Origin of the sequence: uncultured Dokdonia sp., from assembly GCF_937910895.1 — a bacterium.
Lineage (GTDB): Bacteria > Bacteroidota > Bacteroidia > Flavobacteriales > Flavobacteriaceae > Dokdonia.
Window position 1 is genome coordinate 1 of sequence record NZ_CALEMI010000097.1, and the last position, 16,035, is coordinate 16,035.

Below are 16,035 nucleotides of genomic sequence, written 5' to 3' on the forward strand. Positions count from 1 at the left end.
TCCATCGTGGTTAACTCATCAGCTGTACCGTCTTCATCACATACTAATAAGTCTGTGGGAGTAGTGGTGGTAGGATTGATGTTGACAATCAAATTAAATGTCGTAATTGCAGTACATCCTGTCAAATTATTAGTGACAGTAGCAGTGATGGTTTCTAAACCTGGAATTGAATTAGCTAGCGGATTTGGTAATGGACTAGATAAAGGATTACCATTACCATCTAAATATGAAACAGTAACATCTGTTTGCGTTTCTATGATATCTGATTCAACAGTAGAGGTATCAAAAAGATCAAAACCATCATCATCACAACCCCCTATATTCATTAAATCTGGAATTGTATTTGCAATAGGATTAGGATTCACTATCAAGTCAAATGTATTGGTTGACTGGCATCCTGTTATAGTATTGGTAAGAGTCGCAGTAATTGTTTCTGTAAATAAAACCGTATTTGTCAAAGGATTTGGTAGTGGACTAGATAATGTTACGTTATTACCATCTACATACGTTATTGCTATATCTGTTTGTCCTCCTAGTAACGCCGCTTCTACTCCTGAAGTATCAAAAGATTCTGATATCCCATCATTAGTATTGGCTCCGTCATCGCAAGCTTCTAACGCTGCTACAGGGTTTATAATAGGTAGGGGATCTACAATGATCATAAAACTTGTTGTAGAAAAACAGTCTGCAAATAGATTATTCTCTACACGCACAAATATTTCTTCCATATTTACATCTACATTTGTATATGTATCTGGATTCATTATAGGAGCTGTATTTGTATCTGCATCTCCCTGTGATGTATGAAATGTTAGTATAAACTGTGTAGGATCTTGACCATTAAGTATCGTAGCTATGGTTGTTGTTAAATCAAACTCTGCGAAGCCATTTGTGTTATCTCCATCCAGATCATTATCACATATATTAATGTCATCTGGAGTGATCGCATCTGGAGTATCAAACACATCTAATTGAAATGGAATCGTTCCAAAACAATCTGTAAGACCATTGTTTTCAATTCTTATATAAATATCAGCATCTGCAGAATCGTATGCATTGGTTCCTGTAAGTGCTCCTGTATTTGCATCTGCTTCTCCTTGAGATAAGTGAAAAGACACCGTGAAATCAGCAGGATTTAAGCCATTAAAAATAGTAGGTAATAAACTATCTAAATCAAATGTGGCTTCTCCATCGCCATTAACACCATCACACATTAATTGAGTTATAGGGGCTCCTGGAACAGGAACTTCAAAGAAGGTCACGACAATATCGTCTGTTCCCATATCCCCATCAAAATTAGTAATAGTCACTTCATACGTACCTGTTTGAGTTACATCGATCATAGCCATACCATCTGTCCCAGGAATTGGAACTGCACCTGTACCATCATCAAATGTCCACGTGTAATCTGCTGCAGTAGGATCTGTTGCATCTAGTGTTACTACTGTACCTTCACAAGCATCGATATCTGCTCCTAATGCAGGATTTATGATAGAACAATCTGTAGCTCCAGCATCAGGATCTGTCTCATTATCTTGTCTTATAAAAATTTCTCCTTGTGATTGATTGAAATTGGTAATTAAGAAAATATAAATTTCTCCAACTTGTGCATTAGGAATATTTACATTTTCTACGGCTGCTGCAGAATAACTACAGTCAACTGTATTCCCTGATGTTAAATTATTACACACATTTGTATCACTAAAAGGTCCCCATACAGAAAAATCGACATCTAGCGGAGTTCCATTTAAAGTACCATCATCTGCAATATCAGTATTCTGAAAAATGGTGAATTCTAGATCTCCAGGGGTTTCAATTTGCAAGAAATACCAAGTAGGGAAAGGCGTAGAGAATAAACAAGTATAGTCTGGTCCTGTTTCACCAGATGAACTACAATTAGGGTCTGGACTTCCGTTATAGCAATTATCAAAAGGTTGGTTTAGCTCCGCTGTACAAAAAGGAACTGCATCTGCACAAGTGGCACCACCAAGATCTTGTCCGTAACTACTTGTAAAACCGAGAATAAAACAAATTGAAATAAGGGCTTTGTGTAGGATTTTCATCATAAATAGGTTTGTGTGGGCGAAAAATAGGGATTTTTTGTCAAAATTCTGTTAAAATTACACCGCTTTGTATTCCCAAACGTACAAAAAAGAGAATTGGTATATATACTTTTAAATTCTTACGAACGCATTCGTGTATAATTATAAAAGTGTCGTATGTAATTGGACACATTCTATCGCAGGCTTTACATCGTGAACTCTCAAAATCGAAGCTCCGTTTTGCAACGCAATCATATTCAAAGCGGTAGTGCCATTTAACGAAGTAGAAGGAGTACCTCCCAAAGTTTTATATATCATTGATTTACGCGATAATCCCGCAAGTATAGGTACGTCCAAGTTTTTAAAAAAACTGAGCTCTTTCAAAAGTGTATAATTCTGTGCTACGGTCTTAGCAAAACCAAAACCTGGATCAATAATAACATCATTAATTTTATGTGTTCTAGCGAGCGCCAATCGTTCACTAAAATAGAAACAAATTTCTTTTAATAAATCGTCATAGGTCGTCAAGCTCTTCATGGTTTGTGGCGTACCCCTCATGTGCATCATCACATAAGGAACTTGCAACTCCCCCACTACCTCCATCATATTAGTATCCAGTAGTCCTGCACTTATGTCATTAACCATACACGCTCCTGCTTGAATTGCCTTTTTTGCAACGCTAGCTCTAAAGGTATCTACAGAAATTAATGCACTAGGAAAGTGTTTCATCACCTCTTCTATCACAGGAATCAAACGATTCTCTTCTTCTTCTATCGAAATATCGGTAGCACCTGGTCTAGAACTATATGCCCCCATATCTATAAAAGTAGCGCCTTCCTCCAGCATCTTCCCTACTTTGGAAATCACTTCTTCTATATTCTTGTATTTCCCACCATCATAAAAAGAATCTGGTGTAAGATTTACGATTCCCATGACTTTGGGTGTTGACAAATCAATAAGTTTCCCCTTACAATTCATATTCATACATCACATACAATATGTACTTTTACTACAAGCCATAGCAAGATAGAAAGCACTTGTTTTAAAACAAACTTACAACCCCATTTTTTATATTACGAATTTTAAGCGAAATTTACGCAAATTCTAGATTCATTTATGAGTACCACCTCAACACAATACGACAACGTCATTACAACATGTAGAGATCTTTATATAAACAAAATGAAAGACTATGGAAGTGCATGGCGTATCTTACGACTTCCCTCTCTTACGGATCAGATTTTTATTAAAGCACAACGTATTCGTGGGTTACAGCAAAACGCTGTACAAAAAGTAGATGAAGGACAAGTCTCTGAATTTATTGGTATTATCAATTATTCGGTGATGGCACTGATACAATTAGAATTGGGTGTTGTAGAACAACCCGATCTCAATCTGGAAGAAGCCATCAAAGCGTATGATCAAAAAGTAGCGATGACAAAATCGCTGATGGAAGACAAAAACCATGATTATGGAGAAGCATGGAGAGATATGAGAGTGAGTTCGCTCACAGATCTCATTCTTCAAAAATTATTGCGTGTAAAACAGATTGAAGATAATCAAGGCAAAACCTTAGTTTCAGAAGGAATAGATGCTAATTATCAAGATATGATCAATTATGCGGTGTTTGCGTTGATCCATTTAAAAGCATAAAATGATTGTATGGGATAGTCCGCTTTCGCGAAAGCGTATAAAAAATGAATATAGTTAAGACAAAATTTATATCTGGTAAAAGGAATTGAACAAAACACCAAGGCATTAAATTAAAATACTAAACTTAAAAATGAAAATACTAGTACACATAGCACGCTTTTTAGTTGGAGCTCTTTTTATTTTTAGCGGATTTATAAAACTAAATGATCCTTTAGGTTTTTCGTACAAACTTCAAGAATATTTTGCTCCTGAAGTATTAAACTTAGAATTTCTATCACCGTACGCCTTGTTGATTTCTGTCATCCTAGTGATTGTAGAAGTATTACTAGGAATCGCTTTGCTTATAGGCTATCGCAAGAAAGTAACCTTATGGCTCTTACTCGCCATGATCTTGTTTTTTACGTTTCTTACTTTTTATTCTGCCTACTTTAATAAAGTCACAGATTGTGGATGCTTTGGAGATGCGATACCACTAGTGCCTTGGGAATCGTTTATAAAAGATGTGATCCTTTTGGTTCTTATCTTATTCTTATTTGTGTTTCAAAAACACATCCAACCCATATTTAAAAACACCATTGTACAAAACAGTATTATATTCTTGTCTTTTGTAGGCTGTATGTGTTTTGGTTATTATGTATTGATGCATTTGCCTTGGTTAGATTTTAGAGCGTATAAAGTAGGCTCTAATATTGCTGAGAATATGAAAATTCCAGAAGGAGCACCCGAAGCTGTTTTTGACTACCATTGGAAGTTTAATGTTAACGGAGAAGAAAAAATAATCACGACCTCTGGTGGATATCCTCAAGTAGAAGGCGAGCTTATAGGATATGAAACAGAGCAAATACAAGAAGGATATATTCCGCCTGTGCATGATTTTACCATAGAAAAAGGAGATGATAATTTTACGACTACATTTATGGAGAAAGAAAACCTTATTGTCATTGTAGCCTATAATATTGACAAAACAGAACGAGAGGGGTATTATAAAATTAAGAAGATTACAGAAGAAGCGATACGTAAAGGATACACCGTCATTGGGCTTACTTCTTCGAGTCCTGAAGTACATGAAAAATTTGTGAGAGATTATAAATTGCCTTTTGAGTTTTATTATACCGATGAGACGACTTTAAAAACGATTGTGCGTGCAAGTCCTGGTATTGTAAGTATGGACAAAGCAACGATTCTTCAAAAGCTACATTATAATGATGCAGAAGATCTAATTCTAAATGAGTTACCAACGGCGCAGCCTAATTTAGATTTTAGTCTAAAATTCCAATTGGATAGTATTGCTGTTTTAGACCAAAAGTATCGCAGGCTTATGCAAGTTCCTGAAGGCCCCGAACGAAAAGCGCTTGGTGAATCTCTAGGACTTGGTATAGAAGACTACTCAGGAAACATTTGGGAACGTCAAATTGCATTGGACACAAGTAATCTTAGAAAAATAGAATCTATTTTAAAAACTAGAGGGTATCCTGGTAAGTCGATGGTAGGGACTCCTTCCAATACAGCTGCTTGGTATGTGATCCAGCATTCTAATAAAATACCAGAATATCTTGATCTTATGAAAAAGGCGGGAAAGGAAGGCGAGCTCCCTTTTAGACTGGTTGCTATGATGGAAGACCGATATCTTATGGGAGAAGGAAAACCTCAAATTTATGGAACACAAGGAATGACCTATAATAATGGAGATCCTTTTATATGGCCGATAGAAAATCCTGAAGAAGTTAATAAACGTAGAAAAGAAGCAGGTTTTGACACCACTATAGAAGCGTATGCCAAAGATCTTTTTGGAGAAGATTTTGAATATACCCGCCTCACACTAGAAGAAGCTGAAGCCCGAAGAATCGCCTCCATTCCAGATCACGAATGATCTCATATATCCTAAAAAAAATAATCTATGCGATCGGAACACTCATTGGAGTGGTTACTGTCATATTTTTTCTATTTAATGTATTACCCGGTGATCCAGCTCGTATGATGCTTGATCAAAATGAAGACCCAGAACAATTGACGATTGTAAGAGCAAAGTATGGGTTTGACCAACCGCTATATACGCAATACCTATATTACCTCAACGACCTCTCCCCGATCTCTTTTCACGCAAGTACACCTGCTAATTATACAAATTTAAGTTCTGGAAAATACAATGCTGTTTCTTTAATTACAGTAGCCAATACCACCGTTGTTCTGAAACCTCCCTATTTAAGAGAGAGTTTTCAAAAGACAGGAAAACGGGTGACAGATGTTATTGGGGAAACCTTACCAAATACCTTTGTCCTAGCCATCAGTGCTATCACGATTGCCATCATTCTGGGTATTTTATTCGGGATTATTTCTGCGCAAATGCGAGATACGTGGGTGGACAAAACGATTCAAATTATAAGTACTTTAGGAATGAGTGTTCCTAGTTTTTTTAGTGCCATTTTGTTTGCATGGTTCTTTGGCTTTGTCTTGCATGAATATACCAACTTAAATATGACTGGGAGTCTCTATGCGATGGATGATTTTGGAGAAAAAATCACCATACAGTGGAAAAACCTGATACTTCCTGCGCTTGTTTTAGGAATTCGTCCGCTTGCAGTGGTCATACAATTAATGCGCAACTCCTTATTAGAAGTATACAATCAAGAATACATTCGTACAGCAAAAGCAAAAGGATTAAGCACGTATCAAATCATAAAAAAACACGCATTAAAAAATGCCCTTAATCCCGTAGTAACTGCCGTATCGGGATGGTTTGCTTCGATGCTGGCAGGTGCTGTATTTGTAGAGTATATTTTTGGATGGAATGGACTAGGAAAAGAAATCGTAGATGCACTCAATACTTTAGACCTCCCAATAATTATGGGTGCCGTACTTGTGATCGCTACCTTATTTGTCTTTATCAACATCTTTGTAGACCTCATCTATGGATGGTTAGATCCAAAAATACGCTTGTCATAAGCCCATTAATTGATTGGAAACTAAGCTCCTTAAGAAAATGAAAATATTTTTAAAATTCTTCTTTTCTGTTTTAATACTTGATTTTGTAATTGGACTTATTGTAAATCTTGTATATCAAGCGACTTCTAATATGAATATTATCTTGTCCTTTTTAAACTTTATGATTTCAGTTCCATTATCTTTTGTCAGTCGTGATTACCCATATTATGCTAATGGCTCCACTTTATTTATAATCATGTTGGTTTTATTGAATACATTTTTACAAACAGCTATTATTTATTTTGTTTGGAAACTCATTATAAAATCAAGAAGATAAATTATCGTTCTTTTTAATTTCATTACACTTTCTTCAATGAAATAAGCAAAAGCACCTTTTTTTTTACATATCACTAGGTGTACGTTTATCCTATTGAAACATTCATAATTATAACGTTCTTATGGGATTTTATAGGTAGCGTATCAATCTTATTGATATTTTTGTCATTCATTAAAAAAATACACTTTACATGTCTAGAAAACATATTGTCGCCGGAAACTGGAAAATGAATAAGACTCTTTCTGAAACACAAGCTTTATTAGCTACGCTTAAAGACAAAAAAAATACAGGTGATGCCCAAGTGATCGTTGCTCCTGCATCTATTAACTTATACGCAGCTGTAACCATGCTACAGGATAGCCCTATCCAAGTAGCGGCACAAAATATGCATCAAGCAGAAAGCGGAGCCTATACAGGCGAGATATCAGCAGGCATGATTCAAGATGTTGGTATTGATACAATGATTTTAGGACATAGTGAACGCAGAGCCTACTTTCACGAAAGTGATGAACTGCTTGCTCAAAAAGTAAATACAGCACTAGCACACGGATTAACAGTGATTTTTTGCTTTGGAGAAGAATTGGAGGATCGTAAAAATAAAAAGCATTTTGATGTAGTAGAAAGCCAGCTTAAAAATGCCATTTTTCATCTTACCGCAGCACAGTGGTCACATATCGTACTTGCTTATGAGCCTGTATGGGCGATAGGAACTGGAGAAACCGCTTCTCCTGAACAAGCACAAGAAATGCATGCTTTTATACGTAAAACCGTAAGTGAGTCTTATGATAAAACTACCGCAGACCAAGTATCTATTCTTTACGGAGGTTCTGTAAAACCTAGCAATGCCAAAGAAATCTTTTCAAAACCTGACGTAGATGGTGGTCTTATAGGTGGTGCTTCTCTTAATGCAGACGACTTTTTTGATATCGTAAATGCTTTTTAAAAAAGGCATTCCTATTATTTTAGAATAACTTTCATAGTATTTTTATACCTTACAAATATAACAACATACTATGAAAGTTTCTTATATACTCCTCTTGCTATTTTGTAGCTTGTGCTTCTCTTGCCAAGCACAGCAAAGCATCACAAACTCTGACGGTTCTGTCACACTTCTTAAAAACCAAGACAACACCAGCAATGTCTTTATTACGCCAAGCGGCAATGTAGGTATTGGTAAAAAAAATCCAAAAGATAAGCTGGAAGTCAACGGGCAAGTTCACGCAAAATCTGTAAAAGTAGACCTCAAAGAATGGGCAGACAATGTCTTTGAAGATGGGTATGATTTAATACGCTTGCGCGAAATAGAAAAATACATCAATACCTACGGTCACTTACCCGAAATCCCTACCACAGCAGATGTCCAAAAAAATGGAATCGAACTCGGTCAAATGAACATGCTTCTTCTTAAAAAAATAGAAGAACTTACCTTACACCTTATAGAAAAAGACCATCAAGTAGAAAAACTACAAGAACAATACGATGCTCTTGAATTAAAAGTAGCACGTATGCAAGAATCTATAAAAGGATAATTCTTTGAAAACAGTTATACGCTATATCATTTTTACAATCCTAGGAACTGCTACCATTTGGGCACAAGAAGATCGTTTTTATATTCGATCTATAGATGAGCAAATAGAAATTCCTCTAACGACCGAAGATTCTGTAGTTACTTATACAGGTACGCATCAAAAATTAAAATCGCTTTTTAAGAAACACCGTGTGAAAGTATTTAGAAAAGGATTCAAATATGCCGAACGCGATAAATTAAAACGCACCTATTTTGTCATTGCAGATAGCCCCAATTTCCAAAAAGCATTGTTAGAAGAAGTATCAGACATTTTTGAATTTGGCGAAAGCCTACTTCCAGAAAACCTTAAGATATATGAACCTAATGATTATGGTACCACAAGTACGATAGGAAAAAATCTAGGAATACAGGCAAATCTGGATTATTATGATTTTTTAGGTGTTCCAGAAGCTTGGTATTATACAAAAGGGAGTAGAGATGTTATTGTAGGAATTTCTGATGGATATATAGATCCAGAAGACCCTGAATTTGCGGGAAGAACCACCGTCATAAAAAAAAGCTCGCATTCTAAAGGACACGGGTTTGCTGTGGCTGCAACGGCTGTTGGTCAGGGAGATAATGGACACGGAATCGTTGGTATTTGTTACAATTGTAGCATTTATACAACTACGTATGGAGATTTTAAATTTTTAAATCAATTACTAGAATTATCAAGAGCGGGTGCCAAAGTAATTAATTGTAGCTGGGGAGGTACGCGGTATTATGAAACAGCCCAAGAAACCATTAATGAAATGAGAGACAACGGGACGGTCATTGTTGCTGTGCCGCACAACCCTTCTTTTAATGTTACTAAAGGAAAAATACCTCGATATCCTGGTGCTTATGAGCATGTAATTTCTGTAGGAAGTGTGCAACACAGATTTGATGATCCTTCCGAAACGCTACATACCACCGAAAAAGGAGATCTTTATGCCATAGGTCTAAAATATTACGTAGGACGTGCGGTAGGGCTTAAAGGAAATGATGTTAAAGGTGACCAATTTATTTATCAAGCATCTACAAACAACTTAGATCCCTACGTAGATATTCTAGCACCTGGAAATTTTATATTCAGGTATAATAAATATCTGGAAACAGGAGATATCTTGTATAATGAAATAGAAAAAACATCGCCTGCAGCACCACTTGTTACAGGAACTATCGGGCTTATGTTCTCTGTCAATCCCTGTCTTTCTGTAGACGAAATCAATAGTATGATAAAGTTAACAGCAACAAACATAGATACTATAAAAGCCAATGCTCCTTTTAAAGGAATGTATGGCGCTGGAAGTTTACATACAGGGCGTGCTGTCAAAATGAGTTATAATATGCTTCAACCCGAGTTGTATACAGTCATTGAAAATCAAAATTTCAGTCGATGGAAATTTACCTTAGAAGCTCCTTATCAACTAAAAATCAAAAATCAAAAATTCACAGATAGTGTCTCTGTCAATTTTACTGCAAAAAATGAAATTCTAATTGAAAATGAAACTGTACTTTTGCCTGACGAAAATGGAGAAATACTATTAAAAATTAATCCAGAAGCTTCGTATAACTGCAAAGAAATTAAAGAATGACACCCATCTATTTAGGATATACCTTCACTGTACAACCACTTGCTCCTGCTACAGAAATATTAATAGCAGAGCTAGGCTATGCGGGCTTTGAAAGTTTTACAGAAACAGCCACTGGAGTGATCGCATATATCCAAAAAGAAGAGGCTTTTCCTAACAATACGCCTGTTCATTTTGAAAGTCTGCTCAATGACATTCAAATTCTACAGTCTGATGAGTTTGAGATTTCATATACTGCTGAAGAAATTGAGCAAGTCAATTGGAATGAACAATGGGAGAAAAATTTTGATCCCATTGAAGTAGATGGGCGTTGCGCGGTGAGAGCTCCTTTTCATGAAAAAACTGATGTTGAATTTGATATTATTATTGAACCCAAAATGTCATTTGGAACAGGTCATCACGAGACCACACACATGATGATAAAACACCTACTCAAACTAGATGTGACCAATAAAAAAACATTGGATATGGGCTGTGGCACAGGAATTCTTGCAATTCTTGCGGAAATGAAGGGCGCACATCCCATAGATGCTATTGACATTGACAATTGGTGTTACCTCAACTCCGTAGAAAATGCTGAACGTAATAATTGTCATCATATTACTGTATATGAAGGAGATGCATCTTTACTTAAAGGAAAAGAATACGAGGTTATTATAGCAAACATTAACAGAAACATCTTATTACAAGATATCCCTATGTATGCACACTGTCTTTCATCAAATGGAATTTTATTAGTTAGTGGTTTTTATATAGACGATATTGCATTAATTACAGAAATATGCAATGAAAACGAACTTTATTTCGTTGGTAATTATGAACGTAATAATTGGGTTGCTTGTAAATTTGAAAAAAGAGAATCCTAACTTTTATGTTATAATGTGCTACTATTTTTAATTAGTAAGCAATAAATTTTGTAAATTTCTATTTAAAAAGTATACTCAAATGAGTACAAAAGAAAAATATCAAGAAGACCTTGACGTCTTGACAGAAGAACAAAAGCAACACGAGATTGTTCTCTACAATGATGAAGTAAACACATTTGATCATGTTATCAACTGCCTCATAGGCGCTTGCGATCATACCGAAGAACAAGCACATCAATGCTCTCTCATTGTTCATTATAAAGGAAAATGTACAGTAAAAACAGGAGATTATGATGATCTTGAACCTAGATGTTCCAAACTTTTACAAGCAGGTCTAAGCGCTGAAATCGTATAGTCAGCAGGCTTTCTATAAATACTTGCCTATAACATTCAATTTTAATCTAAAAACTATTGCGCTCCCGTAGCGCTTTTGTTACTTTTGCACAGCACAAATTAAGCACCATATAAAAAGGCATTATGAATCTACACGAGTATCAAGGAAAAGAAATGTTAGCAAGTTTTGGCGTACGTATCCAGAGAGGTATTGTTGCCACTACACCTGCAGAAGCTGTTGCTGCTGCAAAAAAACTTACTGAAGACACTGGAACAGGTTGGCACGTTATAAAAGCACAAGTTCACGCTGGTGGTCGTGGTAAAGGTGGTGGTGTAAAACTCGCCAAAAGTCTTGAGCAAGTAGAAGAAATTGCTGGTCAAATTATAGGGATGAATCTTGTGACTCCGCAAACTAGTGCAGAAGGCAAAAAAGTACACCAAGTACTTGTTGCAGAAGACGTATACTACCCTGGAGATCATGAACCCGAAGAATACTATATGTCAGTTCTTTTAAATAGAGCTACAGGTCGTAATATGATCATGTATTCTACAGAAGGAGGAATGGATATTGAAACGGTTGCCGAAGAAACACCACATCTTATTTTTACGGAGGAAATAAATCCTGCAACTGGATTATTAGGCTTCCAAGCACGTAAAATTGCCTTTAACCTTGGATTAAGCGGTACTGCTTTTAAAGAAATGACAAAATTTGTTGCTTCTTTATACAAAGCCTATGTAGAGACAGATAGTTCTTTATTTGAAATCAATCCTGTACTTAAAACAAGTGACGATAAAATTATGGCAGTAGATGCTAAAGTGACTTTAGATGAAAACGCACTTTTCCGTCATAAGGATCTAGCCGCATTACGTGATGAGCGTGAAGAAAATGCTGTAGAAGTAGAAGCGAAAGCTGTAGGACTTAATTACGTAGACTTAGATGGTAATGTAGGATGTATGGTAAATGGTGCAGGACTTGCTATGGCAACGATGGATCTTATCAAACAAGCGGGCGGAGAGCCTGCAAACTTCCTTGATGTAGGAGGTACCGCAGATGCCGAACGTGTGGAGATCGCATTTGATCTTATTCTTAAAGATCCTAATGTAAAAGCCATCCTCGTAAACATATTCGGAGGGATTGTTCGTTGTGATCGTGTTGCGCAAGGAATTGTAGATGCCTATAAAAATATGGGGAATATCTCAGTTCCTATCATTGTTCGTTTACAAGGAACTAATGCAGATATTGCAAAAGAATTAATAGACAATAGCGGTCTTGATGTACAAAGTGCTACCGAATTTCAAGAAGCTGCAGATAAAGTTCAGGCGGTTTTAGCATAAACTATTCTTTACAAGAATAATAAAAGCTCTTTTAGCGTAACGCGTTAAAAGAGCTTTTTGATTTTAAGATCTTAAGCAGCTATATCACTAGATCTTAATTTCAATTTTAAAGATATTTCTTACGCTTTCGCGAAAGCGTACCCTAACAATTACCCGATTGTTAACTACCGTTAATGATCGTTAAACAATGGTTAAATAGCACCTGCGCTTGTAACGAAGTATAATAAGAGGGCGTCTGTTAGGTATATCAATCTTTTAATCTTTAAAAACGAATCGTATGAAAAATCTAAAAATTTATGTAGTCGCCATTTTAATGGCCGTAGGAACAACGGTATCTGCAAACACAATTACTCCAAAAAAGGACAGTAAAAAAAGTGTAGATGTCACTACTCAAATCGCCGAACTTCTTAAAAACCCAGAAATGGTCATCAATGAAGATATCGAGGCAACAGTTACTTTTACAGTCAATGACAAAAAGGAACTTGTCGTGATTAATGTAGAAAGCAAAAATGAAACTGTAGGTGCATTTATTAAAAGCAGACTTAATTACAAAAAATTAAGCGTCACAAAAACTGGAGATGAATGGGTCGTGCCAATACGCATTATCCCTTCAGCTTAATCACCTTTAGGGATATTTATTTAAACCGAGTCATATTTTATGATTCGGTTTTTTTATGTTAAAAATCTATCTCCGATGATCACATACATTTTTGAATTAGTCTATGGCTAATTTACTTTTGCTTACTATCTTTAGTCCTGTTATGAAGCACCTTTTTTTAAAACACCTTTTTTTAGCTTTCTTCTGTATGATATTACATACAGTTCGAGCTCAAAACAACACCATACAACTTTCTAGTGAAGCCGAAATAAGTCTTATCACGATAGGTCCTGGTCCAGAATTATATGATTCATTTGGACATACGGCTATCCGAGTAAAAGACCCAAGGCGAAATATAGACTGGGTATTTAATTATGGTCGTTTTAACTTCAATACACCCAACTTCTATATGAAGTTTGCAAGAGGTCAACTTTTATATACGTTATGGGTGACTCCTTTTGATGAATTTATTGAAGATTACAAAGTTCAGCGTCGGTGGGTAAAAGAACAAATACTGGCATTAGATACACAAGATAAAAAGCTCTTTTTTGATTTTTTAAAAAATAACGCAAAAGATGAGAATAGAGAATATCTCTATGATTTCTTTTTTGACAATTGTGCGACACGACCTTTGGATGCGCTTAAAAGTGTTATGGGCAAACAATTAAAAATAGATTATAGTAGCTTCCCAGAAGGATTTACACATAGAGAACTTATACGTGACAATGTACATTGGAATACTTGGGGAATGGTAGGTATGGACATAGCCATAGGTTCTGTCACAGACAGACTTGCTACCAAAGAAGAATATGCTTTTCTACCAGAGTATTCGATGGAGGCTTTTGCAAATTCAACCATATCAGACGGAAATACAAAAGAACCGTTGGTCTCAAAAGCAGAACCACTGTTTATTCCAGAAAAAGAGAATACCTATAAAGAATTATTTGTGATAAGTCCTATCGTTATTATAAGTCTCCTTTCTCTATTGTTACTCTATAAAACATATACCGATCATAAAAATGAACGTCCGCTAGGCTTTGTAGATGCGCTCGTTTTATTTTGTACAGGAATTATAGGAATTCTTTTAGCATTTTTATGGTTTGGCACAGAACATACTACTACAAAATGGAACTATAATTTATTGTGGGCTTTCCCTTTTCATATCATTGCTAGTTTTGCAATTAGAAAAGTAGCTCCTCCACGATGGATATATCCGTATATGAAGCTTTCTGTAATTCTACTAGCATTACTAGGTTTTCATTGGATAATAGGAGTACAGCAATATGCGTACGCGCTTATCCCTTTATTCATTGCTTTGGCAGTTCGATATATGTATATGCTCAAAGTGATAAAGAAAAGTAGAATGACTGTTTAGGAAAGCTATTTATTGCCCTCTATAAAAAACAACTGTGCTAATAGTTTTTAGTACAATACTTAGGTCCATAAATAAGTTACGATGTTTTATATAATACAGATCATATTGGAGTTTTTCCAGCGCATCGTCTGTAGAGCTTCCGTAACTTCCCATGACTTGTGCCCATCCTGTTAAACCAGGTTTCACCACATGTCTTGTTTCATAAAATGGGATTTCTTCAGAAAGTTCTCTTACAAAAACTGGGCGTTCAGGTCTAGGCCCTATCACACTCATTTCGCCAAAAAGTACATTGAAAAATTGTGGAATCTCATCAATTCGTGAACGTCTTAAAAATTTACCAAAACGAGTAATCCGAGTATCATTTTTTTGTGCCCACACAGCGCCATCCTTTTCTGCATCTGTAATCATGGTGCGTAGCTTTATAATTTTAAATGCAATACCGTTTCGACCTATACGTGTTTGTGTATAAAATATTGGACCTCTATTACCTATGAGATTTCCTATTACAATAAGAGGAAAAATCACCATAAAAAAAGCGATTCCAGCAATTGCTGTGATGATATCAAATAATCTATGAAAAAGTTTATAAAACTTATTTTGGTTACTTCTACTAAAAGGGAAATAGCGATAAAAATCTTTATCTACATATTGTACAGGAATACGTTGTGTAATCTCTTCATATACCTGCATATATTCTCGTATAGAAAAACCAGACTCTAATAAATTGATGAGTTGTAAATACAAAGGTTTAGAGACCCCATCACTATAATCACTTGCAACAACTATTTCTGAAATTCCCTTTCTGGAAACGGTAAATGTCAAATCTTTAATGGGATATTCTTCTACTGCTTCTGGAACCTCTCCTACTCCTTTTGAACTATCAGTATTTATATAACCAACAATTTTATAATTAGGATCGGCTCCTTCTAGGTTGTTTATAATCTGTTTGATATCAAATGAGTCACCGACAATCAACACTCTCTTATAAAAACGAGGAGATGATATGAGTGTGATATACAACCATCTCCATAACAAAATCCCGAACGCCATTGCCAAGAAAAAATAAATAATCTGGAGTCTGTTTTCTGGAAGTTCTGGTGTATAGAAAGGAGTTAATAAATAAAATAATGCAGTGGCAGAGACGGTAAGAATGGTATTTTTTAGAATGGTTTGAAACTTAGAAGCCTGCTGTAAGTTATACAGTTCAAACACAGTTCCAAAAATGCTCAAATAACCCGTTAATACAATAATCCACACCCAATTTTCTTGACTAATTTTAAAATAATCAAAATCAAAAAAATTACCAACCAATTGCAAACAAATAAGCACAAATACAGTATCCAGTATACGCAAAAGGACTTTTCTTTCAGAAATTTCAAAATGAATTACTGGTAATAGTGCCATATAGGGGTTAGTTGCTGTAAATATATTAC

General features: G+C 35.6%; 13 protein-coding genes and 1 pseudogene. 11 read left to right on the forward strand and 3 right to left on the reverse strand.

Translation table 11 applies throughout. From position 1 onward, the window contains the following. Both Q0505_RS11950 and folP read right to left on the reverse strand, forming a co-directional pair. Window positions 1-2,066: pseudogene (locus Q0505_RS11950) on the reverse strand (iron-regulated protein FrpC); the annotation flags it as partial. A gap of 138 nt (window positions 2,067-2,204) precedes the next feature. Further along, a complete protein-coding gene (gene folP / locus Q0505_RS11955; RefSeq protein WP_299213105.1) occupies window positions 2,205-3,026 on the reverse strand; it encodes a dihydropteroate synthase in 822 nt (273 codons plus the stop codon). Between the two features lie 132 nt (window positions 3,027-3,158). On the opposite strand from folP, the gene Q0505_RS11960 reads away from it, so the two are divergent. From Q0505_RS11960 to Q0505_RS12010, 11 genes are all read left to right on the forward strand, one after another. After that, entirely contained in the window at window positions 3,159-3,695 is a 537-nt protein-coding gene (locus Q0505_RS11960) for a DUF1599 domain-containing protein (protein WP_299213107.1), read from the forward strand. Between the two features lie 130 nt (window positions 3,696-3,825). After that, window positions 3,826-5,565 (forward strand): BT_3928 family protein, encoded by a 1,740-nt coding sequence (locus tag Q0505_RS11965; RefSeq protein ID WP_299213109.1) that lies wholly within the window; start codon window positions 3,826-3,828, stop codon window positions 5,563-5,565. Next, entirely contained in the window at window positions 5,562-6,638 is a 1,077-nt protein-coding gene (locus Q0505_RS11970) for an ABC transporter permease (RefSeq protein ID WP_299213111.1), read from the forward strand. Before Q0505_RS11965 ends, Q0505_RS11970 begins: the two co-directional genes overlap by 4 nt. Before the next feature lie 506 nt (window positions 6,639-7,144). After that, window positions 7,145-7,897: a triose-phosphate isomerase gene (tpiA, locus tag Q0505_RS11975; protein ID WP_299213113.1), complete on the forward strand. Its 753-nt coding sequence runs from the start codon at window positions 7,145-7,147 to the stop codon at window positions 7,895-7,897. A 70-nt stretch (window positions 7,898-7,967) separates the two neighbouring features. Continuing rightward, entirely contained in the window at window positions 7,968-8,483 is a 516-nt protein-coding gene (locus tag Q0505_RS11980; protein ID WP_299213115.1) for a hypothetical protein, read from the forward strand. A gap of 4 nt (window positions 8,484-8,487) precedes the next feature. Then, window positions 8,488-10,098, forward strand: coding sequence for a S8/S53 family peptidase (locus tag Q0505_RS11985; protein ID WP_299213117.1), 1,611 nt, complete (start codon window positions 8,488-8,490; stop codon window positions 10,096-10,098). Beyond that, complete coding sequence (gene prmA, locus Q0505_RS11990; RefSeq protein ID WP_299213119.1) at window positions 10,095-10,961, forward strand: 50S ribosomal protein L11 methyltransferase; 867 nt, start codon at window positions 10,095-10,097, stop codon at window positions 10,959-10,961. The genes Q0505_RS11985 and prmA overlap by 4 nt, the downstream gene beginning before the upstream one ends. A 79-nt stretch (window positions 10,962-11,040) precedes the next feature. Further along, complete coding sequence (locus Q0505_RS11995; protein WP_299213121.1) at window positions 11,041-11,316, forward strand: ATP-dependent Clp protease adaptor ClpS; 276 nt, start codon at window positions 11,041-11,043, stop codon at window positions 11,314-11,316. 122 nt (window positions 11,317-11,438) lie between these two features. Continuing rightward, window positions 11,439-12,629: an ADP-forming succinate--CoA ligase subunit beta gene (gene sucC / locus Q0505_RS12000; RefSeq protein WP_299213123.1), complete on the forward strand. Its 1,191-nt coding sequence runs from the start codon at window positions 11,439-11,441 to the stop codon at window positions 12,627-12,629. 277 nt (window positions 12,630-12,906) lie between these two features. Then, window positions 12,907-13,248 (forward strand): hypothetical protein, encoded by a 342-nt coding sequence (locus Q0505_RS12005; protein ID WP_299213125.1) that lies wholly within the window; start codon window positions 12,907-12,909, stop codon window positions 13,246-13,248. A gap of 187 nt (window positions 13,249-13,435) precedes the next feature. Next, the gene (locus Q0505_RS12010; protein WP_299213127.1) at window positions 13,436-14,602 is read left to right on the forward strand and encodes a DUF4105 domain-containing protein; all 1,167 of its coding nucleotides are present in this window, start codon (window positions 13,436-13,438) and stop codon (window positions 14,600-14,602) included. Window positions 14,603-14,611: 9 nt separating this feature from the next. On the opposite strand, the gene Q0505_RS12015 is transcribed toward Q0505_RS12010, so the two are convergent. Beyond that, entirely contained in the window at window positions 14,612-16,006 is a 1,395-nt protein-coding gene (locus Q0505_RS12015) for a sugar transferase (protein ID WP_299213129.1), read from the reverse strand. Window positions 16,007-16,035: the final 29 nt, after the last annotated feature.

Coding starts and splice junctions, on each gene's coding strand:
- Q0505_RS12005 (WP_299213125.1), top strand. CDS start 12,907: ATGAAAAATCTAAAAATTTATGTAGTCGCCATTTTAATGGCCGTAGGA.
- Q0505_RS11980 (WP_299213115.1), top strand. CDS start 7,968: ATGAAAGTTTCTTATATACTCCTCTTGCTATTTTGTAGCTTGTGCTTC.
- Q0505_RS11970 (WP_299213111.1), top strand. CDS start 5,562: ATGATCTCATATATCCTAAAAAAAATAATCTATGCGATCGGAACACTC.
- Q0505_RS11965 (WP_299213109.1), top strand. CDS start 3,826: ATGAAAATACTAGTACACATAGCACGCTTTTTAGTTGGAGCTCTTTTT.
- tpiA (WP_299213113.1), top strand. CDS start 7,145: ATGTCTAGAAAACATATTGTCGCCGGAAACTGGAAAATGAATAAGACT.
- Q0505_RS12015 (WP_299213129.1), bottom strand. CDS start 16,006: ATGGCACTATTACCAGTAATTCATTTTGAAATTTCTGAAAGAAAAGTC.
- Q0505_RS11995 (WP_299213121.1), top strand. CDS start 11,041: ATGAGTACAAAAGAAAAATATCAAGAAGACCTTGACGTCTTGACAGAA.
- Q0505_RS12010 (WP_299213127.1), top strand. CDS start 13,436: ATGATATTACATACAGTTCGAGCTCAAAACAACACCATACAACTTTCT.
- folP (WP_299213105.1), bottom strand. CDS start 3,026: ATGAATATGAATTGTAAGGGGAAACTTATTGATTTGTCAACACCCAAA.
- Q0505_RS11960 (WP_299213107.1), top strand. CDS start 3,159: ATGAGTACCACCTCAACACAATACGACAACGTCATTACAACATGTAGA.
- prmA (WP_299213119.1), top strand. CDS start 10,095: ATGACACCCATCTATTTAGGATATACCTTCACTGTACAACCACTTGCT.
- sucC (WP_299213123.1), top strand. CDS start 11,439: ATGAATCTACACGAGTATCAAGGAAAAGAAATGTTAGCAAGTTTTGGC.